We start from the raw sequence: 24,818 nt of genomic DNA, 5'->3' as shown, positions 1-24,818 counted from the left end.
CCGTCCTGTGGTCTCAATCAAAGGGTAAGTCAATGAAAGCAAAACTGTTCCTGGCGGGCGTAGCCATGTCTGCTCTGTCTTCCGTCGCAATGGCTCAGGCCACCAAGGTGGACGGCACCATCAACTTCGAAGGCAAGATCACGAACGACACCTGCAAGGTGTCGTCGGTCTCGGGTGATGCCGGCACCATCAACGTAAAGATGGGCAACGTCGCGGCTGATGATATCGGCACCGTCTCGGCGCCGAAGAACCTGGTGGGCGGTACTGGCTCGGCCAACTTCGAAGTGGTCTGCAAGAAGGGCGCCAAGGTCAGCATGAAGTTTGCTGGCAAGGCCGCTGAACTGAGCACCGACAAGAAGACGCTGCGCGTGAACAGCGGCAACACGTCTGCAGGTTTTGCCCAAGGCGTGGGCATTGCTGTGTACGAAGGCACGGGCGCAACCGCCAGCGCCTTCGACCTGAGCAATGGCGACCTGTTGGCACAAACCGAAGTGCCGGCAGAAGGCGGCTCCATCAACGTGCGCTTTGCCGCGGCCTATGTCGCTCCGGACGCCACCAAGATCAAGCCTGGTATCGCCAACGCAAGCCTGCCGTTCACGCTGAGCTACGAGTAAGCCAAGTGCCAGCCGCTCCGGCTGGCTTCAATCGGCAGCGGAATGTTTCCGCTGCCGCCTCTTCTTCAAGGCAATTCCGGATATGAAAGCAAAACGATACGCCGTTGGCGCGGCGTTGGCGTGCGCGTTGGTTGCGTCCGCGAGTCACGCCAGCATTTCACTCAGCACCACGCGCGTCATCTTTGATGGAAAGAACAAAGAAAGCTCGGTGGTCGTCAGCAACGATGGTCAAGATACGCTGCTTCAGGCGTGGCTGGATCCATTGGAAGACGTGGCCGATGCTCAACTGCCGTTCGCAATTACGCCGCCGCTGGCCAAGGTAGGGGCTAAGCAGCAGCAGCTGCTGCGTGTGCTGTACGAAGGCGTCGGCATGCCAACGGATCGCGAGTCCGCTTTTTGGCTGAACGTGCAGGAGATTCCTCAGACCGTCAAGGAGGACAACGTCCTGCAATTGGCTGTTCGTCAACGTATCAAGGTGTTCTATCGGCCCACCGGGCTGGCTGGCGATCCGGTCAAGGCGCCTACCCGCTTGCAATGGCAGTTGAACCAGGACGCCGGCAAAGGGCTGCTGCGCTTGACCAATCCGAGCCCATATCACGTGACCGTGGTGGACGCAAAGCTGCACGCCGGTAACGCCGATGAACCGGTTGTTGACGCCAAGATGGTCGCGCCCGGCACCACGGTGACATTGCCCGTGAAGCTCACCGCCGGCAACAGCAGCGCGCCTGAACTGCGCTACGAAGTCATCAATGACTACGGCGGTCGCGAAAGCTACCGCGTCACCTTGCACGGCAGTCAGCCGAGCACGCCGGTCTCTACCGGCAACTGATCGACCACGTCGATCGAGTCGATCCGGCCTGCTTGGGCTGGATCAGCCCGCGCCCCTTCGTAGCGGAGCTTGCCTATGTGACACCCCCGATTCTCAGAGCCAACAGCGAGCATTGCGATGTCTAAACGCCCGACCACCAAACCATTCTCAAAAAAGATTGATGGAAATGCGGCCGCTGCTCGCCCCAGGGCAACCCCGCTGTACCTGGCGTTGTGTCTGGCGATGTTCAACAGCGCGCGCGCTGCGGAGGGCGAAACGCTTGTTGCGCGGGCTGATCCCACACTGCTCGCATTCAATACGGGCTTCCTGCAAGGCGAGGGGCGCCCAGCTGACCTCAGCGCCGTGCTCTCTTCGGGCAACAGCGTGCCGCCCGGCACCTATCGCGTCGAGGTGCAGGTCAATGGCAATCTCGTCGGGCGGCGCGACGTCGATTTTCACCAGGAGGGCGGCAACGGTAAGGTCCGTCCATGCCTGACTGCACAAATGCTGCAGGATTTTGGCGTGAACCTGACCGCCATTACGCCTCCACTGGATATCAACAGCCAGGCGTGCCTGGACTTGCCGCAGTTGATGGACCAAGCGGCCGTCGATTTCGATTCCGGCCGCCTCCAACTGAACCTGAGCATTCCGCAGGCTTTCCTTTCGCGTGCCGCCCGTGGCTATGTGGACCCCGCCCTATGGGATGAAGGCGTCACTGCAGGCTATGTGAACTACCAGTTCAGCGGCAACTACGGCCACAGCCGTTTTGGGTCGGACAGCAGCAGCTACTACGTTGGCCTGCAGAATGGGGTGAACATTGGGCGCTGGCGTCTGCGCAATGAATCCGCGCTGACCGGAAGCAATAGCGGCCAGACGCGCTTCAAGAGCAACCGCACGCTGGTGCAGCGGGACGTTGATGCGATCAAGGGGCAACTGACGCTCGGCGAACAGTATTCCGACGCGACACTGTTCGATAGCGTGCGTTTCCGTGGGGTGCAAGTTACCTCGGACGACGCAATGCTGCCTGACAGCGAACGCGGGTATGCGCCTGTCATCCGCGGGCAGGCTGCAACCAATGCCGTGGTGGAGGTGCGTCAGAGCGGCTACGTTCTGTATCGCGCAAACGTGCCGCCCGGGCCGTTCCAGCTGACCGACATTTTTCCCTCCGGCTCCAACGGTGACTTGGAAATTACGGTCATCGAAGCGGATGGCAGGAAGCACGTCACGCATCAGGCGTTCTCCAGCCTCCCGCTCATGCTGCGCAAGGGCCGGCTGAAGTACAGCTTCGTGGCCGGCAAGTACGACGGCGATCAGAATGCCTCGCCCAATCTGGTGAGTGGTTCGCTCGTCTACGGCCTGACAGACAACAGCACGGTAGCGGGGGGCTTCCAAGCCTCGCGGGACTTTCAGGCCGCTAACGTGGGGGTCGGTACAAACACGCCTGTCGGCGCCCTGTCGGTGGATATCACGCAGTCGAGCAGCCGCGCGCAGGGTAAGCGCGACACGGGGCAGAGTGTGCGTATCTTGTATGCCAAGACGTTTACGCGCACCAATACCAACTTCACGTTGGCGGCGTATCGATATTCGACCTCGGGCTATCGGACGTTTAATGACCATGTCAACGATCTAGGTAGCACGGGTGTGCTGTCCGGACGCAGCCGCTCGCGGATTGACTTGACGACCAGCCAGGACTTGGGCGGCGTGGAACGCAAGTACGGCAGCGTCTATCTCAACGTCAGCCAGCAGACCTACTGGAACCAGCCGGGTTCCAGCCGAAGTGTCAGCGTTGGCTATGGCAACAATTGGAAGCAACTCAGCTACAACCTCAGCTTGAGCCAGACCAAGGACACTCGCTTTGGCGGCAGTGGCAACAACACCCAGGTCATGCTGACGATGTCGATCCCGCTGGGTGGCAAGCTGCGGTCGCCGCGTGCCTATACCAACGTAAGCAACGACAGCAACGGCGGCACCAATATCCAGAGCGGCGTGAGCGGTTATGTCAGCGACAACACGTCGTACGCCATGCAAGCCGGCTACACCAGCCGGGGCCGCGGTGCTACGGGTGGTGCGAGCCTTACGCATGATGCCGACGCAGGCCAGCTTTCGGTCAACGTCAACGTCGGACGCGATTACCAATCGACCAGCGTGGGCGCTACGGGCGCCGTGGTGGTGCATCGCGGCGGCGTGAACGTCAGCCGCACGGTGGGCGACACCTTTGCCCTGATGAAGATGGAAGGCGTCAAAGGGGCCGACGTGCGAACCGACGGTGGCACGCCTGTCGGCCGCAACGGCTATGCGGTCGTGACCTACGCCCAGCCGTACCGCTTGAACGCCTTGCGCCCGGACACCCATAACCTGGGTGCGGACGTGGAGTTGGAAGACACCATCAAGCAGGTCGTGCCCCGCCGTGGGGCCATCGTGCAAGCGACCTTCAAGGGCTACAGCGGCCAGCGTGTGCAGTTCACGCTGGAGCAGGCGGGGGGCAAACCGGTGCCGTTCGGAGCCAGCGTTGAAGACGCGCAAACGGGCAAACAACTGGGGATTGCGGACCCCAGCGGCAAGGCGTTTGTTCTGCTCAATCAGGAGCAAGGGACGCTGGCGGTGAAGTGGAAGGAAGGGCAGTGCCAAGCGCCTTATGCGGTACCGAAGGCCGAGGCAGGGCGGAATTACCAGCGCCAGACGTTGCGCTGCCGCTAAGCCGAGCCTTTCCAAAGGTATGTCGAGAACTGATTACCTGAAACGCTCAAAGCAATGCCAGGAAGACGGGGATGAGTAAAACACGTTTGACCCGCAAAGCGGATGCTGCCTTCAGCGACTGCCAGTAACAAGGTCGCGTGCTTTGGGCATTGCCAAGAAAAAACCCGCGACAGCTTGCGCTGTCGCGGGTTTTTGCATTGAAAAGCTGGTGGAGCCGGCGGGAATCGAACCCGCGTCCGCAAGCCCTCCACAGAGAGTTCTACATACTTAGTTCTGTCATTTGATTTAACCGCCGCATCGCGGACGAACACGCTCTACGACGGCGATTCACTAAGTTTTCGTCTCTAGGCCCGTGACTCACCTAGAGCTTATCTGACGTAAATGACCTCGCTGGTCTTGCGACCCTAGCCCGTCAGCGAGCCAGTGCGAGGACGGCGGCCCTTAGGCTGCCAGTGCGTAACGTTCGTCGTTAGCAGTTATTGCATTCCCATTGATTAACGAGGTGACGGGTCCTCGGTATGCCCTCCACTGCTTTGCAACCCACGTCGAAACCAGGTCGGCCCCAGTAAGGAAAGGTGAATTATCCCATAGATGGGCTATTTCAGCGAGAAATCAACCCGCGTCGTCTTGCCTTTGTCCTTGATGCCGTCCGCGTTCAGCTTGGGCGCCACCACAAAGAGACGTCCCGGATCCACACGTTCGGCCAGCGCCACATGCACGGCGTTGGCACGTCGCTGGGCGAGTTCGCGCAAGTCCGCATCCGTCACTTGCACGTTGGTTTCCATCAGCTTGCGCATCTCGTCGGGCGGCAACGATTTGGCAAGCCCGATCACGTTGCGCGGTTTCGGGAATTTGGCGGCTTTGTAGGCGCGTTCAAGGTACTTGGCCTCCTCTTCCGGCTTGACGCTGGTGTCTGCCTCTGCAGCGTCGCCCGCGTCCTTGAGCTTTTGTTCGCGAATCTGGCGGTTCACGGCTTCGCGGCGCAGGCCGTCGCGGTCGAATTCCGGATCGACGCGGCCGACGATGTCGACCTTCAGCGCCGGGCGGTCTTTGAGCGCCGTGGCGAGCTTGTCCAGCTTCGCCACCGATGCCTGGCTGATGTTCGAAGTGCCCGGATCGAACTCGATGTAGCCGAGTTCTTCGCCGCCGCTGCCACCAAACGCGCTGGCCAGCAATGAGAAGGGCGCCGTCACGGCGCGTGCGATGAGGTTGACGAATGCACGCAGGATGACGCCGCCGATGCTGAATTGCGGGTCATCCAACGAGCCGGATACCGGCACGCGCACATCGATCTCGCCGCGCGAATTCTTCAGCAGCGCCACTGCCAGCCGCACCGGCAGATTGGTCGCGTCCTTGCTTTCTACGCGGTCGCCGAAGGTGAGCTGATCAATGAAGATGTGGTTGTCGGCGGTCAATTTGCCCTGGTCTAACAGGTAGTGCAGATCCATCGTCAGCTTGCCCTTGGTGATCGGGTAGCCGGCATATTTGGCGGAGTAGGGCGTGAGGTTGGTCAGTTCCACGCCGTCGGCCTTGGCCGTCAGGTCGACGAAGGCCGTAGGCGCGAGCGGATTGACCTTGCCGTGGATGTCCACAGGCGCCGTGCTGTCGACACTGCCGCGCAGCGTCACGTCGGCGGGTGTCTGGTTGGCGGCCGTGCTGATGGTGCCGATCGAGCCTCCGATGGCGGTCAGGTTGGCGGTGTAGTTTGGTTTGACGAAGTTGTCGGTAAAGCGAATGTTGCCGTCCTGGAGCGTGATGGCGTCAACGCGCAGATCGGCGCCGCCGGCTTTGGGCGTGGGGCCGGTGGCTGTCACGGTGACTGCCGATGCAGGGGCCGCAGCCGGGGCCGAAGCCACCACGGGCGCCGCTGCCGGGACGGAAGCTGCAGCGCCCGATGCCGATGCAGGTTCGCTTTGGGTCAGCGAGCGTCGCTCCTCGGTCGGCTGCACGCGGATGTCCTGCAGGTTCAGGCGTCCATTCGGATTGATGATGATCCGCGCGTAGAACGTCGACAGTGCGACCGCGCCCACCCGCACACGCGGCGTGGTGCCGTCGTAGTTGGCCTGGATGCGGTTGAGCGCGAGCGAACGCCAGCGCAGGAAGTCGTCCGTACTCACGCGGTCTTGCAAGCGCACGTTGCCCAGCGTCGCGTTGCCCTGGTAGTTGACCGTCAGCGCCTTCCCTTGGTTGAGTACGAGGCGTCCGTCCATCGAGAGCAGGGCGCTCGTAATCGCAGCATTCAGCGATTTGTCGAGATACGGGTCGAAACCCGCCAACGACAGGTTTTGCGAGTTCACGCGCAGGTCGGCCTTCAGCGGTTGCGGCACCACCTCGCCGCGCACATCGAGCTTGCCCTTCGTGCCGAGCCCCGCGCCGATCTGCACGTTGACCGGTTTACCGAGATCGGTGGAGGCGTTCTGCACGACCACGTTCAGCGGCTCGACACGCACCTTGACCGGACGCGAGTTCGATTGGTCTTCAAAGCCGACAGCGCTGTTGTCGAGCTTCAAGGTCTGTACGGTCACTGCCCACGGCTTTTCGGCGGGGGCATTCGACTTTGCGCTGGACTTGGCGGGCGCTGCCGACTTGCCGGCCGCTGGCTGCGGCCCATCGAGCAGCGTCAACGTGGTCGTACCGTCCTTCTTGCGCAATGCGTCAATCTGCAGGCCGTCGGCGCGCACCTCGTTCAGTGCGAGGGTGCGAGCGCTCAGGTCGAAGCTCTTTACATCGGCGCGCAGTAGCTTGGCGCGCAGCGCGGTGTCCTTGCCCGAGGCGGGCGCCAGCGACAGATCGGCCAGGCTCGCGGTCAGCGGCTCGGCACGTACGTTGAATTTGTCCGGCCCGAAGTCGAGCGCCACCTTGCCGTCGGCCGACAGCGCGCCGTTCTGCAATTGCGGCGCACCGGCTTGGCGCAGATACGGGCCGATGCCAGCCAGCTTCACGCCTTCCAGCTTCAGCTCCAGCTCGCCGGTGTTCTTCTCCAGCGATGTGTTGCCTTTGACGTTCAGCGTGCCGCCCTGCGCCAGCTTGGCGCCCACATCGAGCGTAGTCGGGCCGCCCAGGGTGCGCACACCAATGTCGCCGCGAAGGTCTTCCAGCGTCAGGTCGGCAGCCGGCTGCGTGGTTGCGTCATGCCAATGGACGGTGCTGTTGGCCAGTTGCAGCTTGCTGACCACCACATCCAGCGGTTTCGGCTTGGCGGTTGGTGCAGGCTCGGGTTTGGCGGGCTTCGCTTCGGCATGCGAGGGCTTGCCGCCGAGCTGCGCGAAATTGATGGCGCCATCGGCGCCCCGCGTGGCATCGACGCGCACGCCATCAAGCGTCAGCGCATCGAGGTGGAATACGTTGTCGAGCGGCCGCACGTCGGCAAGTGTTGCGCGCACCTGTTTGGCGGCCACAAGCGGCGCTTTCCTGGCGTCGACCACTTGCAGGTTGTCGAGGCCGGCAGTGCCATGCACGCGCAGCACCGGCGCGCCGCTTTTCGGTTTCTGGAAGTCGATCGTCAGGTCGGTCGTCAGCTTGCCCTGCGGCACCGCCACGGGCAGCGGGCCCGGCACGTAGCCGAGGTAGCGGGGCAGATCCAGACCGTCGATCTTGATGTTGAGGTTCGACTCGAGCGACTCGGCAAACGGCTTTGTCTTGCCCGCGAAATGCAGTGGCGCACCGTCGATGCGGGCGGCCAGCAGCGGCTGCACGAAGATGTCCACGTCAGCGGGCAGGCTCGCCAGGAAAGGCACGCCGATCTGCAATCCGTCCACCTTGTGCTGCGCACCAAGCGGCTGGTCGGCAAAATCGATCGTGCCGTTCGTCAACTGCAGGTTGGCGAAGGCGAAGCGCGCCGGTTCGTCCGACTTGGGTTTGGGCGGGTTATCCGACTGCGTCAGCTTGTCGACGATGTCGGAGAAGTTGAAGCGCTGCTCGGCGGTGCGCACGATACGCACGTGCGGCGCATCGATGCTGAGTTCTTCGATGACGGGCGCCCGGCGGAAGATCGAACTCCACGACGCGTTCACATGCAGATGGCCCACGTCGACGAAAGGCGTTTTGCCGTCGCGCTCGGCAATGTGCAGCTGGTCGACATCGAGCCGAAGCGTGTATGGATTGATGCCGATCTTGCCGACCGAAACCGGCCGGTCCAGCAGCTTGCTGAGCTGTGTCTGCGCCAGGTAGCGCAGCAGCGGCGGCCCACCGAATGCGCCCAGCAACCCGAACACCACCAGAAAGATCAGCACGCCGATCCCGATGCGCTTCGTGCGACGCGACGTACCAACCTGCGCCGCGCGTTGCCAGCCGGCCGTACTGCGCACGCGATCGAGCCGCGCGCGCCAGCTGTTGGTATTCGATTGCAGGTCAGGACGCGAATCGGGGGAGGTGCTCATGCTGGTGTCGGTCCGGCCACGGTGTGGCCTACTTCGTCAGTCGGTCAACCGCCACGTCCCGGTGGGAGGCAGCGGTCCTGAAAGGTGCGGCGCCCAGGCATTCACCTGGGCATCGGGATCAAGCGCGTTGCGATTCCAGCAGCAGCGGAATCAGTTCAGCTGCGCTGGCGATCAGCGCATCGGCGCGCCATTCCACTGGCGACGGCCCATTACCACAATAGCCGTAACTGGCCGCAATGGTAGGCATGCCAGCAGCGCGGCCGGCTTCAATGTCACGCAGGTCGTCGCCCACGTAGACGATCTGCCGAGCGTCGACGCCGATGGATTCGGCTGCATGCAGCAGCGGCGCGGGGTGGGGTTTTGCGTGCGGGGTGGTGTCGCCCGCAACGACGCAGGCCGGCGGTACCGGAAACGGCAACTGTGCAACCAGCGGCACCGTCAGGCGGCCCGCCTTGTTCGTGACGATGCCCCAAGGAATGCCTGCGCGGCCGAGTTCGACCAGCACCTCAGCCATGCCCGGAAACAGTTGCGTTCGCACGCAGATTTCCGCCTCGTAGTTGGCGAGAAACGCCAGCCGTAGCGACTCGAATTCGGCATCCCCCGGCCCAACGCCGAAGGCCACGCCGATCAGCCCCCGGGCGCCATGCGAGGCAACGGGGCGCAGCGCTTCATAGTCCACCGGCTCCAGGCCCCGATCGGTGCGCACCTTGTTGGCTGCGGCGGCCAGATCCGGCGCCGTGTCCGCAAGCGTGCCATCCAGATCGAACAGCACCGCACCCAGCGGATCGGGAAAGCGGCTCATCGTCATGCTTCAGCCGGACGGCGTGTCGCCATCAGGTAGTTGACGCTGGTGTCACGCGTGAGGGCGTAGCGGCCGCTGATCGGGTTGTATTCCAGCCCGCGCATCTCTTGCGCCTGGAGCCCGGCGCCACGCACGAACGCACTCAGCTCGGAGGGGCGGATGAACTTGGCGTAATCATGCGTGCCGCGCGGCAGCATGTTGAGAACGTATTCCGCGCCAATGACGGCCAGCAGATACGCCTTGGCGTTTCGATGGATGGTCGAGAAAAACACGTATCCGCCCGGTTTTACGAGCGTCGCACAAGCGCGCACAACGGAGGCCGGATCGGGCACATGTTCGAGCATCTCCATGCAAGTGACGACGTCGAAGCTGCCGGGCTCACGAGCGGCCAACGCTTCTGCGGCGATCTCCTCGTAATCCACGGTAACGCCCGCCTCGAGGCTATGCAGGTCGGCGACACGCAATGCTTTGCGAGACAGATCGATGCCTTTGACGCTGGCCCCGGCACGCGCCATGCTCTCAGAGAGAATGCCGCCGCCGCAGCCGACGTCGACGACGCGTTTGCCGGCCAGCGGCGCGATGGATTGGATCCAGTCGAGGCGCAGCGGGTTGATTTCGTGCAGGGGTTTGAACTCGCTGTTCGGGTCCCACCAGCGGTGGGCGAGTTCGCTGAATTTTTCGAGTTCGCCGGGATCGGCGTTCGCGTGAGTGGTCGTCATGTTGCGCTGCGCCAGGGCATATCGGCTAGGTGAGGAAATGTACCAAAAAGCGAGGCCCCGACCAAATCAGGGGTCTGCGAAAAGGTTTCACATTGAAACAGACGTGAACAAACGCGCATGCAATTCCTCCAACTGTCACCTTCGCTCAAGGAGAGATCAATGAAATCCAAACAAATTCTGATAGCAGCGGGTGTTGTGGGCCTGACGGTCCTGGCTGGATGCGCCGCGCCGGGTTACGGCGGTGGCTATAACGGCGGGTATGCTCAACAGCCTCCGGCGTACGGCCAGCAACCGGCTTATGGCGGGCAGCCGCAGCAAACGGGTGCACTTTATGGTCGAGTCGAATCGATTCAGCCGATGCAAGCCCCGGCAAATAGCCCAGGCATCTTGGGCACGATCATCGGCGGTGTGGCCGGCGGTATCCTGGGTCACCAAGTTGGCGGCGGTACGGGTAACACGGTCGCGACCATTGGCGGCGCAGCACTCGGCGCCTATGCGGGCAACCAGGTTGAGCAGCGCGCCGGTGCGGGCGGGCAAACGGTGTACCGCATCAGCGTGCGCCTGGACGATGGCCGCGTCGCCACCGTGACGCAGCGGAATCCGAACAATCTGCGTGTTGGCGATCGCGCCATGGTCGCCAACGATCAGGCCACACCTTCTTATCAGTAAGAAGGGCGGTTATGAGGTAGGGGCCTCCGGTGCCCCAAAACAAAAAAGCGATGGCGCGTTTGGCGTCATCGCTTATTTAATGCCTATTTGTTCAGTAGACCCATGCAGCGCGTCTACCGACGTATAGGCGAAAAAAAAGCCCAGCTTTCGCTGGGCTTTTCCCCGGTGTGAACCGAATTACTGAGCCTTGCGGGTGCCGACCACTTCGACGTCCACGCGGCGGTTCGGTTGCTGGCAGGCGATTTGTGCCTTGCGAGCGCCCTTGCACGACTTCGGATCAACCTTCAGCTGGCGCTTGCCCTTGCCTTCCGTGTAGACACGGTTGGCTTCGATGCCCTTGCTGACCAGGTAGCCCTTGACGGCTTCAGCACGACGGACCGACAGGCGGTCGTTGTACTTGTCCGAGCCGAACGAGTCGGTGTGGCCAACGGCGATCACGACTTCCAGGTTGATGCCATTCAGCTTCGAGACCAGGTCGTCCAGCTTGGCCTTGCCTTCCGGCTTCAGCACAGCCTTGTCGAAATCGAACAGGGTGTCAGCAGCGAACGTAACCTTTTCGCTCGACACAACCGGGGCAGCCGGAGCAGCCGGGGTAGCCGTCGGAGCAGCAGCCGGAGCCAGAGCGCCGTCGCACTGAGCGTTGGCGGTTGCCGGCGTCCAGAAGCCATTGCGCCAGCACAGTTCGTTCGTGCCGTTCTTCCAGACCCACTCGCTCGTGCCGTTACCCCAGTTGTCGTTGACGGCCTTCTTTTCGTAGGGCACCGACTGAGCGTAAGCGGACGCAGCCATGGCTACCGCAGCTGCAGCGAACGCGAGCTTGGCAAATTTTTTCATATTTCTCCTCTCAGGATGAGATCACCGCAGAAGACTGCGAGCAGATGGGACGAAAACAAGTCATACATTCTTCGGAGTATAACATTCTCGGTGTGGTGAAGGCTCCACTTCGAACAATGTCTGCCTCTTCGCTGGGGGATTGTGCCACAAGCACGCACTCCTAAAAAGCAAATATAAGCGATTCGAACGGGGCGCCATGGCCTTGTGGTGTGTACGCAACAAGGCAGGAAATGGCTCGCAAACCCTTATGGGGATTGGGTCGCCGGTTTTGCCCTCCCTCGCAGGGAACGTGCCCGGGGTTGACGATGCGTCGCTCGCGCGTATGAGGGAAGGGGGCTTGCGGCATGGTAAAATGTTCTGTTATTCGCGCAACCGCAGCGTCCTGTAGTGCGCATCACTACGCTCACTAGGGACCTCCCACCGTCCGCCCAATGGATCAATTCGCCAAAGAGACACTCCCGGTATCGCTCGAAGAAGAAATGCGCAGTTCGTACCTCGCTTACGCCATGAGCGTGATCGTGGGCCGCGCGCTTCCAGATGTGCGGGATGGTCTCAAGCCGGTGCATCGCCGTGCGCTTTACTCGATGCACGAGCTGAACAACGACTGGAATCGCCCCTATAAGAAGTCCGCCCGTATTGTCGGGGATGTGATCGGTAAGTATCACCCTCACGGCGACACTGCTGTATACGACACCATCGTGCGGATGGCGCAGAATTTCTCGCTGCGCTACATGCTGGTCGACGGCCAGGGCAACTTCGGCTCGGTCGACGGCGACAACGCCGCGGCGATGCGTTACACCGAAATCCGCCTGTCGAAGATTGCCCACGAACTGCTGGCCGACCTAGACAAGGAAACGGTCAATTTTGAGCCGAACTACGACGGCTCTGAAACTGAACCGTCGGTTTTGCCGGCGCGCATTCCCAACTTGTTGATCAACGGTTCGTCCGGGATTGCGGTGGGTATGGCGACGAACATTCCGCCGCACAACCTGAACGAAGTCGTCGATGGCTGCTTGCATTTGCTGCGCAACCCGGAAGCGACGGTCGACGAGCTGATCGAACTGATTCCGGCGCCGGACTTCCCGACAGCGGGCATCATCTACGGCATTTCGGGTGTCCGCGAGGGCTATCGCACCGGCCGCGGCCGCGTGGTGATGCGCGCCAAGACGCACTTCGAAGACATCGACCGGGGCCAGCGCCAGGCGATCATCGTCGATGAGCTGCCGTATCAAGTTAACAAGCGCACGCTGCTCGAGCGTATCGCCGAGCTGGTCACCGAAAAGCGGATCGAAGGCATTTCGGACATTCGCGACGAGTCGGACAAGTCCGGCATGCGCGTGGTGATCGAGCTCAAGCGCGGCGAGGTGCCGGAGGTTGTGCTCAACAACCTCTATAAGAATACGCAGCTGCAGGATACGTTCGGCATGAACATGGTCGCGCTGGTCGACGGCCAGCCGCGTCTGCTGAACCTGCGCCAGATGCTGGAGTGCTTCCTGCTGCACCGCCGCGAGGTGGTCACGCGTCGCACCGTATTTGATCTGCGCAAGGCGCGCGAGCGTGGCCACATCCTCGAAGGTCTGGCTGTGGCGCTTGCGAACATCGACGAGTTCATCGCCATCATCAAGGCTGCGCCGACTCCGCCGGTCGCGAAAGCCGAGCTGATGAGCCGCAGCTGGGATTCGGGTCTCGTGCGCGACATGCTCGTTCGTGCCGAAAGCGAAACCTCGGGCGGCGGCGCAGCGTATCGCCCTGAAGGTCTGCTGCCCGCGTTTGGTATGCAAGCCGACGGCCTCTACAAGCTGTCGGACACGCAGGCGCAGGAAATTCTGCAGATGCGACTGCAACGCCTCACCGGGCTCGAGCAGGACAAGATCGTCCAGGAATACCGCGAGGTGATGGCGCAGATCGCGGATCTGTTGGACATCCTCGCGCGGCCCGAGCGCATTACCGCCATCATCGTCGAGGAACTCACCGCGATCCGCGCGGAATTCGGCGACGAGCGCCGCTCGCAGATTGAGCACAATGCGACGGAGTTGGATACAGAAGACCTCATTGCGCCGCAGGATCTCGTCGTGACGCTGTCCCACAGCGGCTACATGAAGAGCCAGCCGATTTCCGAGTACCGCGCGCAAAAGCGTGGCGGTCGCGGCAAGCAGGCTGCTGCAACGAAGGAAGACGACTGGATCGACACGCTGTTCGTCGCCAACACGCACGATTACATCCTGTGCTTCTCGAACCGCGGCCGTCTGTACTGGCTGAAGGTGTGGGAAGTGCCGCAGGGCAGCCGCAACTCGCGCGGTCGTCCGATCGTGAATATGTTCCCGCTGTCGCCGGGCGAAAAGATCAACGTGATCCTTCCGGTGAAGCAGTTCGACGAACAGCACTTCGTGTTCATGGCCACCTCGAAGGGGACGGTCAAGAAGACGGCGCTGACGGAATTCTCGAACCCGCGCAAGGCCGGGATCATTGCGGTGGATTTGGACGAGGGCGATTTCCTCATCGGCGCAGACATTACCGATGGTCAGCACGACGTGATGCTGTTCTCGGACGCAGGCAAGGCGGTGCGCTTCGATGAGAACGACGTGCGCCCGATGGGCCGCCAGGCCCGCGGTGTTCGCGGCATGAACCTCGAAGAGAACCAGCAGGTGATCGCCATGTTGGTGGCGCCGGCAGAAACCGCGGGCGAAGGGGCTCAATCCGGTGCGGGCAGTGTGCTGACGGCCACCGAAAACGGCTACGGCAAGCGCACCCCGATCTCGGAATACACGCGTCATGGCCGCGGCACGAAGGGCATGATCGCTATCCAGACCTCGGAGCGTAACGGCAAGGTCGTGGCTGCGGCGCTTGTCGCGCCTGAAGACGAGATCATGCTGATCACGACAGGTGGCGTGCTGATCCGTACGCGTGTGGACGAGATCCGCGAAATGGGTCGCGCTACGCAGGGCGTCACGCTCATCTCGGTGGGTGAGGGCAACAAGCTGTCCGGGCTGCAACGTGTGATGGAGTCCGATGCTGAAGGCGCGGATGCTGTTGAGGGCCCCGATGCGGCGGATGCCGCCCCGGGTGCCGATGCACAGTCGGATGACAGCAGCGAGACATAATTAGAAACATCTTTTGCTTGCCGTTAGGCGCAGTTCTGTCATGATGCCGGACCTGTGCGCGGCAAGGGCCTGGAACTTTTGCATCACACGCCCGGCCTAAACGCAACGCTTATCTCAAGGGAGCAACAATGCACAAGAGTCTCAAACTCAAACATCTGATCGTGGTGGCCGGTTTCGCTCCGCTGTTTGCATTCGCGCAGGCTGGCGACGCTGACAAGACGGCAGCCATCAAGGACCTGCTGACGACGATGAACGTCGACGCAGCCATCAAGGGTCAGGGTGAAGTGCTGGCCAACGGCGCAAAGCAGGAAGCCCCGCTGGTGCTGGAGCAGGCACTGGTCGAGAACAAGACTCTGAACGACAAGCAGAAGCAAGCGGCTGTCGACAAGCTGAAGAAGAATGGCGCTGTGCAGCGCATGACCGACGGCGCTGGCAAGGACTTCGACACGGAAGCCTTCCGCAAGGACGCCCTGCAAGCCCACTATGACTCGCTGGGCAAGTACTACTCGACCCAGGAAATCAAGGACCTGACCACGTTCCTGAAGACGCCGAGCGGCCAGAAGTTCATGGCCAACCAAGGCAAGGCCATGCAGGAAGTGTGGGGCAACGTGATGCAGAAGTACGGTCCGCAAGTCGGCAAGAAGATGCGCGACATGGCTGACAAGGAAGTTGCCGCTGCTGCGAAGTAATTGACCGGCATAGACAGACGATCGGGACACAATCCCCGTCGGGCTGTCAGTTGGTAGATAATGGCTGTTTGGGTTTGCGCCCAGACAGCCATTTTTCTTTTGCCCTTCGTCCTATGAACCAAGCGGATCGAGCCCTTCAAGCCAGCCAGGCGCGTGTGTACAACTTTTCGGCAGGGCCGGCAGTGCTGCCGCTCGAGGTGCTGGAACAGGCGAAGGAGGAGATGGTCTCCTGGCACGGCAGCGGCATGAGCGTGATGGAAATGAGCCATCGCGGCCGGGAATTCGAAAGCATTCTGGCGGCAGCGTTCAGCGATTTGCGGCAGCTGCTGGCGGTGCCGGACAACTACGAAATCCTCTTCCTTCAAGGGGGGGCCATCGCTGAAAACGCGATCGTGCCACTGAACCTGATGCGCCGGCTTTCGGCCGATGCGCCGAAGGCGGATTACGTCGTCACCGGCACGTGGTCGATCAAGTCGCAACAGGAGGCGCGCAAGTACGGCGAGGTGAACATCGCCGCCACGAGCGAGGCCGAGCGCTTCCATAAGATTCCGGATGTATCGAGCTGGAAGCTGTCGTCGGATGCGGCCTACGTGCACCTCTGCACGAACGAAACCATTGTTGGCGTTGAATTTCAGGAGACGCCCGACGTTGGTCAGGCGCACGGGCGTGTGGTGGTGTCCGACGTGTCGAGCCACATCCTCTCGCGGCCGATCGACTGGAACGGCTATCAGGTTCTGTATGGCGGCGCGCAGAAAAACATCGGTCCGGCCGGATTGACCATCGCCATCGTCCGCAAGGACCTTCTGGGCCACGCGCATCCGTTGTGCCCTTCCGCATTCAACTGGCGTCTCGTGGCAGAGAACGGCTCGATGTACAACACGCCACCCACGTACGCCATCTACATCGCGGGGCTCGTGTTCCAGTGGATCAAGCGTCAGGGCGGGGTCGAGGCGCTGGAGACGCGCAACATCATCAAGTCGAAGATGCTGTACGACTTTATCGACGCCAGCAGCTTCTACCGCAACGAAATCCATCCGACGTGCCGGTCGCGCATGAACGTGCCTTTCTTCCTCAACGATGAGTCCCGCAACGAGGCCTTCCTCGCGCAGGCGCGCGAGCGCGGGTTGGTGCAGCTCAAGGGCCACAAGTCCGTGGGTGGCATGCGGGCGAGCATCTACAACGCGATGCCGCTGGAAGGCGTTGAGGCGCTGGTCGACTTCATGCGTGACTTTGAAAGAGCGTCCGCGTAACGCTGATCCTCGATCACGGCAGAACATTGCGCGAAGCGCCCGCTTCGCGCGGCAATTTGCAATCCGTTGCCGAACCCGATTCCTACAATGACCAGTCAGTCAGACGATACGAAGCAAAACAAGGACGCCGTATTGGCGGCCGAGCTTGCGCCGTTGCGCACGCAGATCGACGCCATCGACAACCAGCTGCTTGCACTGCTTTCCGACCGCGCCAAGGTGGCGCAGGAAGTGGGCGAGGTGAAGAAGCGCTATTCGTCGCCGGCATTCCGGCCGGATCGCGAACTGCAGGTCATTCGCAAGATGCAGTCGGGCAATCCGGGGCCGCTGCACGACGAAAGCATCGCCGCCATCTGGCGTGAGGTGATGTCGGCGTGCCGTGGCCTGGAACAGGCGCTGCGCATCGGCTACCTCGGCCCGGCGGGGACGTTCTCGGAGCAGGCGGTGATCGCGCATTTCGGCCACGAAATCCAGCCGATGCCGTGCCCGAGCATCGATGAAGTGTTTCGTGCGGCGGAGTCCGGCACGGTCGATTGCGGCGTAGTGCCGGTCGAAAATTCGACGGAAGGCGTGGTGTCGCGCACGCTCGACCTGTTCTTGCAGACGTCGCTGAAGATCAGCGGCGAGATTGCGCTGCGGGTGCATCACAACCTGCTGCACAAGACGGGCGACATGTCGCAGGTGAAAGTGGTGCGTGCGCATGCGCAGGCGCTGGCGCAGTGTCAACGGTGGTTGAACACGAACTATCCGAACCTGCCGCGCGAGGCCGTGTCGAGCAACGCCGAGGCCGCGCGCATGGCTGGCGAGGACGAAACGGTCGCCGCGCTGGCAAGCGTGCAGGCGGCCAACCGCTACGGCCTGCACGTGGTGCGTGCCAATGTGGAAGACGATCCGCACAACCGCACGCGCTTTGTCGTGATCGGCAATTACGAGACGGAGCCGAGCGGGCGCGATCAGACGTCGTTGATTTTGTCGGTGCCCAACGAGGCCGGTGCCGTCTACAAGTTGCTGGCCCCGCTGGCAGAGAACGGCGTGTCGATGTGCCGTTTCGAGTCGCGTCCGGCGCGCAGCGGCGCCTGGGAGTACTACTTCTACGTCGACGTGGAAGGCCATCAGCGTGACCCGCAAGTAGCGCGCGCGCTGGAAAAGCTGCGTCATGACGCGGCGTATTTCAAAGTGTTGGGGTCCTATCCCTCGGCACATTGAGGGATTCAAGGCGCTCTGCACGGGCAGAGCGTCGATAACGGAGGAGCACCCCATGTCTTTGCAGTTCGGCCCCGAGTATGTCCGCGCCATCGCCCCTTATGTGGCCGGCAAGCCGATTTCCGAAGTGGCACGCGAGTTCGGCCTGGATGCCGCGCGCATCGTCAAGCTGGCGTCCAACGAAAACCCGCTGGGCATGCCGCAGTCAGCCAAGAACGCGATGGCTGCCGCCATTGACGAACTGGCGCGCTATCCGGATGCCAACGGTTTCAGCCTGAAAGCCGCGCTGCATGCCAAGTTTGGCGTGCCGGGAACATGGATCACGCTCGGCAACGGCAGCAATGACATTCTCGAGCTGGCCGCTCGCGCGCTGGTGTCGCCGGGGCAGGCTGTGATTTACGCGCAGCATTCGTTTGCCGTGTATGCGCTGGCGGCCCAGGAAGTGGGCGCGCGCGCCATCGAGGTGCCAGCCCGCGACTACGGCCATGACCTCGACGCGATGGCCGCTGCCATCACGCCGGACACCCGCCTCATCTACATCGCCAACCCCAACAATCCGACCGGCACGTTCCTGCCGGCCGATGCGATTGCGGCGTTTCTGGCAAAAGTGCCGCCGACGGTGGTCGTCGTGCTGGACGAGGCGTACAACGAATTCCTGAAGCCGGAGCAGCAGTACGACTCCACCGCGTGGGTGCGCCAATACCCGAATCTGCTGGTGTCGCGCACGTTCTCGAAGGCATACGGGCTGGCCGGCTTGCGTGTGGGCTACGGCATTGCGCAACCGCAGTTGACCGATCTGCTCAACCGCATTCGCCAGCCGTTCAACGTCAACAGCCTGGCGCAAGCAGCGGCAGTGGCAGCGCTCAACGACGCGGAGTTTCTGCGCCAATCGGCCGAACTGAACGCTGCCGGCTACGTGCAACTGACGGAGGCCTTCGATCGGCTGGGTCTGCAGTACGTACCGTCGGCGGGCAATTTTGTGCTGGTTCGCGTGGGTGATGACACGAGCGCCGGTGCGCGCGTGAACGTTGCATTGCTCAAGCAAGGGGTGATCGTGCGTCCGGTCGGCAACTATGGCTTGCCACAATGGCTGCGCATCAGCATCGGTTTGCCGGAAGAGAACGCCACATTCATCGCCGCCCTGGAGGCAGCGCTGGCGCACGAAAAAGCGGCCGCGTAACTTCCGTCGCAACCGCCGTGGCGCCCCGTTTCAGGCATCGGGCGCCGAGCACATCGGGCTACAATGCCGCTTTGCTTTTTTCTGGCAGGGCGGTGTTGTGGCCTCTTCTTTTTCGAGTTCCCGGTTGGTGATTGTCGGCGTGGGCCTGATTGGCGGTTCGCTGGCGCTGGCCTTGCGTCGCGCGGGCGTGGTCCAGCATGTCGTGGGCGTCGGGCGATCGGCTGCGTCGCTTGAGGCGGCGATCCGACTCGGCGTGATCGACGAAGCCCTGCCGATGGAAGAGGCCGTGCGCGGCGCCGACATGGTGGTTCTGTGCGCGCCTGTCGCCCAGACGCTGCCGTTGCTGCTGGCCATGCAACCGCATCTGGGCCCGGACACCATCGTCACGGACGCCGGCAGCACCAAGTCCGACGTCATCATGGCGGCCAAGACGGCGCTGGGCGACCAAGTCAGCCAGTTCGTGCCGGCCCATCCGATTGCCGGTCGAGAACTGAACGGCGTGGAGGCGGCGTTGGCCGATCTCTATGTCGGCAAAAAGACTGTGCTGTGCCCCCTGCAGGAGAACCGCCGTAGCGACATCGCGCGTGTGCAGGCGATGTGGGAAGCGGCGGGCGCCTATTGCCACATCATGTCGGCCGTGCAGCACGACGCCGTGTTCGCCGCCGTCAGCCACCTGCCGCACGTGCTGTCGTACGCGCTGGTCGCCCAGATCATCAATGCCGAAGACGCCTCGCTCAAGCTGGATTTTGCCGGCGGCGGTTTCCGCGATTTCACGCGCATTGCCGCATCGTCGCCGGAGATGTGGCGCGACATCTGCCTGTCGAATCGCGATGCACTGCTGCGCGAACTCACGACGTATGAAGCCGTGATCGGGCGCTTGAAGACGATGATTGCGGAGCACGACGGCGCCTCGCTGGAACGCGTATTCCGCCGTGCCAGCGAGGCACGTTTGGCGTGGCCGCAGCGCGTGGCAGCGGCAGATGCCCCCGGCTCGCAATCCGAATAACGTTTTGTTTTGAACTGAGTGGATTCATGGAACATCTCGACGTCGGTCCGCTGAAGACGGCGCGCGGCACCATCAAGCTGCCGGGCTCGAAGAGCATCTCCAATCGTGTGCTGTTGCTCGCCGCACTCGCGCAGGGCGAAACCGTGGTGCGCGACCTGCTCGACTCTGACGACACGCGTGTCATGCTCGATGCGCTGGGCAAGCTTGGCGTCGCGGTCGAAGGCCTGGGCGACAACGCGTACCGTGTCACCGGCACCGCCGGCCGCTTCCCGAGCAAGTCGGCCGACCTGTTCATGGGCAACGCTGGCACAGCCATCCGTCCGCTGACGGCCGCGCTGGCGCTGCAAGGTGGCGAGTACACGTTGCACGGTGTGCCGCGCATGCACGAACGGCCGATCGGCGACTTGGTCGACGGCCTGCGCCAAGTCGGTGCGCGCATCGACTACACGGGCAACGAGGGCTATCCGCCGCTGGCAATCCACGCCGCACCGGTCAAGATCGACGCGCCGATCCGCGTGCGCGGCGATGTGTCGAGCCAGTTTCTGACGGCATTGCTCATGGCGTTGCCGCTGGTGGAGTCCGCCGGCAACGTCACCATCGAAGTGGTGGGCGAGTTGATTTCCAAGCCGTACATCGAGATCACGCTGAATCTGATGGCGCGCTTCGGCGTGCAGGTCGCGCGTGACGGCTGGGCGTCGTTCACGGTGCCGACCGGCGTGGCCTACAAGGCGCCGGGCGAGATCTTTGTGGAAGGCGATGCCTCGTCGGCGTCTTACTTCCTCGCGGCCGGCGCGCTGGGCGGCGGGCCGGTACGTGTGGAGGGCGTTGGCATGTCGAGCATCCAGGGCGATGTCCGCTTTGCCGACGCGCTGAACCGCATGGGCGCCAACGTGATGGCCGGCGGCAACTGGATCGAAGTGCGCGGCGTCGAACGCGACGACGGCAAGTTGCACGCCGTCGAGTTGGATTGCAACCACATTCCGGATGCGGCAATGACGCTGGCGGTCGCTGCGCTGTTTGCCGACGGCACGACCACGCTGACGAACATCGCGAGCTGGCGCGTCAAGGAAACCGACCGCCTGAGCGCCATGGCGACCGAACTGCGCAAGCTCGGCGCCGAGGTGGAAGAGGGCGCAGACTACATTCGCGTGACGCCTCCGTCGCAATGGACGCCGCCGGCCGGGGGCATCGACACCTACGATGACCATCGTATGGCGATGGCTTTCTCCTTGGCGGCGTTCGGCCCGGTGCCGGTGCGGATCAACGACCCGCGCTGCGTCGGCAAGACGTTCCCGGAATATTTCACGGCCTTCGGCGGCATCACCGCTTGAAGCGCAATTAACCGCCTGCATTTCCATCATGTCCGACACCGCTGCTTCCATGCCGTACCCGGTCATCACCATCGACGGCCCGACCGCATCCGGCAAGGGCACGGTCGCTCACCAAGTTGCTGATCTGCTTGGTTTCCATCTGCTGGACAGCGGGTCGCTGTACCGCTTGGTGGCCCTCGCCAGCATGCGGGAGAACATCGACGACCACGACGTCGATAGTCTCGTCCGCATTGCTCGGAACCTGGATGTGCGCTTCAAGGCGGGTCACATCTGGCTCAAGGGTGAAGATGTGAGCTTGGCGCTTCGCCACGAATCGGTGGGCAACCAAGCCTCCGCCATCGCTGTGCATGGCGCGGTACGTGAGGCGCTTCACGCACGTCAGCGGGCCTTCTTGGAAGCCCCCGGTCTTGTGGCCGATGGCCGCGACATGGGCACGGTGGTTTTCCCGGAAGCGGTGCTCAAGGTGTTCCTGACGGCAAGTGTGCAGGCGCGCGCCGAGCGTCGCTATAAACAATTGATTGCAAAGGGTTTTTCTGCTACAGTCGAAAGTCTTTCGCAGGACTTGGAGGCGCGTGATTTGCGGGATCGCACCCGCAGTGTCGCGCCGCTGCGCCCGGCGCAAGATGCGCGGCAACTGGATTCGTCCGACATGACGGTCGATGAAGTTGTCGCGCAGGTACTGGACTGGTACCGGCAGGTGCAGGGCGCCAACAAGGCAAACTGACTCGGCTGGGCTGGTTCGATCGGTGCCGGCGGCATGTTGCTGTCGGCGGTTGTTCAACTCATAACCCCGCATGCGTGTCTTCGCTCATTCTGTGCGAAAGCAATGCGAGGCATGTTCTGCGGATGTCTATTTTTTATGTCCCAAACTAACGAATCTTTTGCCGCCCTGTTCGAAGAGTCGATCGCCAAGTCCAATATGAAGGCTGGCGAAGTGATCTCTGCGGAAGTTGTGCGTATCGACCACAACTTCGTCGTGGTGAACGCGGGCCTGAAGTCTGAAGCTTTTGTTCCGGTCGAAGAATTCCTGAACGATCAGGGCGAGCTGGAAGTGCAAGTCGGCGACTACGTTTCGGTCGCGATCGACGCACTGGAAAACGGCTACGGCGACACCATCCTGTCGCGCGACAAGGCCAAGCGTCTGGCTTCGTGGCTGAACCTTGAGAAGGCACTGGAATCCGGCGAGATCATCTCCGGTACGGTGACTGGCAAGGTCAAGGGCGGCCTGACCGTCATGGTCAACGGTATTCGTGCATTCCTGCCGGGTTCGCTCGTCGACGTGCGTCCGATCAAGGACACCACGCCGTACGAAGGCAAGACCCTCGAATTCAAGGTCATCAAGCTGGACCGCAAGCGCAACAACGTTGTGCTGTCGCGCCGTGCCGTGGTCGAAGCCACGCTGGGTGAAGAGCGTCAGAAGCTGATGGAAACGCTCAAGGAAGGCGCGATCGTCAACGGTATCGTCAAGAACATCACCGACTACGGCGCGTTCGTGGATCTGGGTGGCATCGACGGTCTGCTGCACATCACCGACCTGGCATGGCGTCGTGTGCGTCACCCGAGCGAAGTGCTGTCGGTTGGCCAGGAAATCACCGCCAAGATCCTCAAGTTCGACCAAGAGAAGAACCGCGTCTCGCTGGGCGTCAAGCAACTGGGCGAAGATCCGTGGGTCGGCATCTCGCGCCGCTACCCGCAAGGCACCCGCCTGTTCGGCAAGGTGACCAACCTGACCGACTACGGCGCGTTCGTCGAGATCGAAGCCGGCATCGAAGGCCTGGTGCACGTGTCGGAAATGGACTGGACCAACAAGAACGTTGCTCCGTCCAAGGTTGTCCAACTGGGCGACGAAGTGGAAGTCATGGTCCTGGACATCGACGAAGACAAGCGTCGTATCAGCCTGGGCATGAAGCAGTGCAAGGCCAACCCGTGGGACGATTTCGCTCGCAACCACAAGAAGGGCGACAAGCTGGCCGGCCAGATCAAGTCGATCACCGACTTCGGCGTGTTCATCGGCCTGCCGGGCGGCATCGACGGCCTGGTGCATCTGTCGGACCTGTCGTGGCAAGAGACTGGCGAAGAAGCCGTTCGCAAGTACAAGAAGGGCGACGAAGTCGAAGCTGTGGTTCTGGCCATCGACGTCGACAAGGAACGCATCTCGCTGGGTATCAAGCAACTGTCGGGCGACCCGTTCAACAACTTCATCTCGACCAACGACAAGGGTTCGATCGTGCAGGTCACGATCAAGGCCGTTGATCCGAAGGGCGCCGTGGTGCAGCTGGCTGACGACGTGGAAGGCTACCTGCGCGCCTCGGAAATCTCGAGCGACCGCGTGGAAGATGCCCGCAACGTGCTGAAGGAAGGCGAAACGATGACCGCGATGATCGTCAACATCGATCGCAAGTCGCGCAACATCAACGTTTCCATCAAGGCGAAGGACAGCGCCGACCAACAGGAAGCGATGCAGAAGTTCTCGGCGGATACCGGCGCAGCTGGTACCACGAACCTCGGCGCGCTGCTGAAGGCCAAGCTGAACGAAACCAACCAGTAAGCATCCACCGGGTCGACCCTAAAGAACGACGAGGACGCGCGCACGATGCCCATGACCAAGTCCGAACTCGTGGAAAAGCTGGCCGCCCGCTTCCCGCAGTTGCTGCTGCGGGACGCGGATATCGCGGTCAAGACGATCCTGGATGCGATGTCCGACGCCTTGGCAGACGGGCACCGCATCGAGATCCGCGGTTTCGGGAGTTTCGGTCTGAATCGTCGTCCGCCGCGCGTCGGTCGCAACCCCAAGTCTGGCGAGAAGGTGCTGGTACCCGAGAAACGGGTGCCGCACTTCAAGGCGGGCAAGGAATTGCGAGAAAGGGTTGACCGCAGCCTGGAGCGTCAAGGCGAGCCTTCTTCGGAGGGCGAGTCTGCCGTGTCGCTCGCGGCTGTAAAGGCTGGGCGACAGACTGACAGCACCCGTCAGACTGCCGGGTTTCCGGTAGATGCGTCGGTGCCGCTGGCCATGTCGCGCTAAGCCCAGGTTGCACTTGGTAGTTTCAGGAACGCCCCGCTTGCCGGGGCGTTTTTTATTCCGGCAATGCTTGTGTGCGGCCAAGCCGAGCGTGGCTGGCCGCCATATGAATCCGCTACAATGCGGCACAACCGGCAATCGTGCCGCCAATTGCGCCGCATCCTGCAGCCGCACCGCCGCCCGTTCTCGAATTCGCATGAAATTTCTCGTCTGGGTCATCCGCATCCTGTTGTTTGTGCTGCTCTTTGTGCTGGCACTGCACAACACGGCGGAAGTCTCGCTCGTGCTGCCGTTTGGTGTGGCCTGGCATGCACCATTGATCCTGATCGCCTTGGCGTTCTTTGTCGCCGGCATTTTGTTGGCCATGCTGGCGATGGCGCCGCGCGTGATGCGGCATCGCTTTACAGCAAGCCGTCTGCGTCGCCAGATCGGCCGCATGAAGAAGGACGAAGAGCGGGCCGAGGCGCCTCCGCCGGTTGTCGCCGATTCTCCGTATCACGTTCCCGGCCCCAAGGTCTGA

General features: G+C 62.2%; 19 protein-coding genes and 1 other RNA gene. 15 read left to right on the top strand and 5 right to left on the bottom strand.

The window, feature by feature from the left end; genetic code table 11:
* Positions 1–32: 32 nt before the first annotated feature.
* The 3 genes from R2676_RS09100 to R2676_RS09090 all read left to right on the top strand — a co-directional run bounded on the left by R2676_RS09100 (position 33) and on the right by R2676_RS09090 (position 4,119).
* On the top strand, positions 33–614 hold the full coding sequence (locus R2676_RS09100) for a fimbrial protein (protein ID WP_206275608.1): 582 nt from the start codon (positions 33–35) through the stop codon (positions 612–614).
* Positions 615–696: 82 nt separating this feature from the next.
* The gene (locus R2676_RS09095; RefSeq protein WP_206275607.1) at positions 697–1,443 is read left to right on the top strand and encodes a fimbrial biogenesis chaperone; all 747 of its coding nucleotides are present in this window, start codon (positions 697–699) and stop codon (positions 1,441–1,443) included.
* 117 nt (positions 1,444–1,560) lie between these two features.
* Positions 1,561–4,119 carry a fimbria/pilus outer membrane usher protein gene (locus R2676_RS09090; RefSeq protein WP_206275606.1) on the top strand — a complete coding sequence of 853 codons (2,559 nt, stop codon included), beginning with the start codon at positions 1,561–1,563 and terminating at the stop codon, positions 4,117–4,119.
* A 206-nt stretch (positions 4,120–4,325) separates the two neighbouring features.
* Here the strand turns inward: R2676_RS09090 and ssrA are convergent.
* From ssrA to ubiG, 4 genes are all read right to left on the bottom strand, one after another.
* Positions 4,326–4,683, bottom strand: a transfer-messenger RNA (tmRNA) gene (ssrA, locus tag R2676_RS09085).
* A gap of 32 nt (positions 4,684–4,715) precedes the next feature.
* Entirely contained in the window at positions 4,716–8,498 is a 3,783-nt protein-coding gene (locus R2676_RS09080) for a DUF748 domain-containing protein (protein ID WP_206275605.1), read from the bottom strand.
* Positions 8,499–8,616: 118 nt separating this feature from the next.
* Positions 8,617–9,306 carry an HAD-IA family hydrolase gene (locus R2676_RS09075; protein ID WP_206275604.1) on the bottom strand — a complete coding sequence of 230 codons (690 nt, stop codon included), beginning with the start codon at positions 9,304–9,306 and terminating at the stop codon, positions 8,617–8,619.
* Complete coding sequence (gene ubiG / locus R2676_RS09070; RefSeq protein ID WP_027677887.1) at positions 9,303–10,019, bottom strand: bifunctional 2-polyprenyl-6-hydroxyphenol methylase/3-demethylubiquinol 3-O-methyltransferase UbiG; 717 nt, start codon at positions 10,017–10,019, stop codon at positions 9,303–9,305. Before ubiG ends, R2676_RS09075 begins: the two co-directional genes overlap by 4 nt.
* 159 nt (positions 10,020–10,178) lie before the next feature.
* Between ubiG and R2676_RS09065 the strand changes: the two genes are divergently transcribed.
* Complete coding sequence (locus R2676_RS09065; RefSeq protein ID WP_027677886.1) at positions 10,179–10,688, top strand: outer membrane lipoprotein; 510 nt, start codon at positions 10,179–10,181, stop codon at positions 10,686–10,688.
* Between the two features lie 177 nt (positions 10,689–10,865).
* Here the strand turns inward: R2676_RS09065 and ompA are convergent, their stop codons facing one another.
* A complete protein-coding gene (gene ompA, locus R2676_RS09060) occupies positions 10,866–11,522 on the bottom strand; it encodes an outer membrane protein OmpA (protein ID WP_027677885.1) in 657 nt (218 codons plus the stop codon).
* A gap of 431 nt (positions 11,523–11,953) precedes the next feature.
* Between ompA and gyrA the strand changes: the two genes are divergently transcribed.
* The 11 genes from gyrA (at position 11,954) to R2676_RS09005 (ending at position 24,818) form a co-directional block, all read left to right on the top strand.
* Positions 11,954–14,623, top strand: coding sequence for a DNA gyrase subunit A (gyrA, locus tag R2676_RS09055; RefSeq protein ID WP_206275603.1), 2,670 nt, complete (start codon positions 11,954–11,956; stop codon positions 14,621–14,623).
* A 128-nt stretch (positions 14,624–14,751) separates the two neighbouring features.
* Positions 14,752–15,312 carry a DUF2059 domain-containing protein gene (locus tag R2676_RS09050; protein ID WP_012761551.1) on the top strand — a complete coding sequence of 187 codons (561 nt, stop codon included), beginning with the start codon at positions 14,752–14,754 and terminating at the stop codon, positions 15,310–15,312.
* A 113-nt stretch (positions 15,313–15,425) separates the two neighbouring features.
* A complete protein-coding gene (serC, locus tag R2676_RS09045; RefSeq protein WP_206275602.1) occupies positions 15,426–16,562 on the top strand; it encodes a 3-phosphoserine/phosphohydroxythreonine transaminase in 1,137 nt (378 codons plus the stop codon).
* 87 nt (positions 16,563–16,649) lie between these two features.
* Positions 16,650–17,765 carry a prephenate dehydratase gene (gene pheA, locus R2676_RS09040; protein WP_206275601.1) on the top strand — a complete coding sequence of 372 codons (1,116 nt, stop codon included), beginning with the start codon at positions 16,650–16,652 and terminating at the stop codon, positions 17,763–17,765.
* Positions 17,766–17,817: 52 nt separating this feature from the next.
* Positions 17,818–18,942: a histidinol-phosphate transaminase gene (gene hisC, locus R2676_RS09035; protein WP_206275600.1), complete on the top strand. Its 1,125-nt coding sequence runs from the start codon at positions 17,818–17,820 to the stop codon at positions 18,940–18,942.
* Between the two features lie 97 nt (positions 18,943–19,039).
* Positions 19,040–19,948: a prephenate dehydrogenase gene (locus tag R2676_RS09030; RefSeq protein WP_206275599.1), complete on the top strand. Its 909-nt coding sequence runs from the start codon at positions 19,040–19,042 to the stop codon at positions 19,946–19,948.
* Positions 19,949–19,974: 26 nt separating this feature from the next.
* Positions 19,975–21,279 carry a 3-phosphoshikimate 1-carboxyvinyltransferase gene (gene aroA / locus R2676_RS09025; RefSeq protein ID WP_206275598.1) on the top strand — a complete coding sequence of 435 codons (1,305 nt, stop codon included), beginning with the start codon at positions 19,975–19,977 and terminating at the stop codon, positions 21,277–21,279.
* Positions 21,280–21,307: 28 nt separating this feature from the next.
* Entirely contained in the window at positions 21,308–22,003 is a 696-nt protein-coding gene (gene cmk, locus R2676_RS09020) for a (d)CMP kinase (protein WP_206275597.1), read from the top strand.
* A gap of 135 nt (positions 22,004–22,138) precedes the next feature.
* Positions 22,139–23,827, top strand: coding sequence for a 30S ribosomal protein S1 (gene rpsA, locus R2676_RS09015; RefSeq protein ID WP_027677877.1), 1,689 nt, complete (start codon positions 22,139–22,141; stop codon positions 23,825–23,827).
* Between the two features lie 45 nt (positions 23,828–23,872).
* Positions 23,873–24,301 (top strand): integration host factor subunit beta, encoded by a 429-nt coding sequence (locus R2676_RS09010; protein ID WP_206275596.1) that lies wholly within the window; start codon positions 23,873–23,875, stop codon positions 24,299–24,301.
* Positions 24,302–24,494: 193 nt separating this feature from the next.
* Positions 24,495–24,818, top strand: a complete 324-nt coding sequence (locus R2676_RS09005; protein WP_027677875.1) for a LapA family protein — start codon at positions 24,495–24,497, stop codon at positions 24,816–24,818.

The sequence above is a fragment of the Ralstonia flatus genome (genome assembly GCF_958439105.1).
Classification (GTDB): Bacteria; Pseudomonadota; Gammaproteobacteria; order Burkholderiales; family Burkholderiaceae; genus Ralstonia; species Ralstonia flatus.
This window is presented reverse-complemented; position numbering and strand designations above follow the sequence as displayed.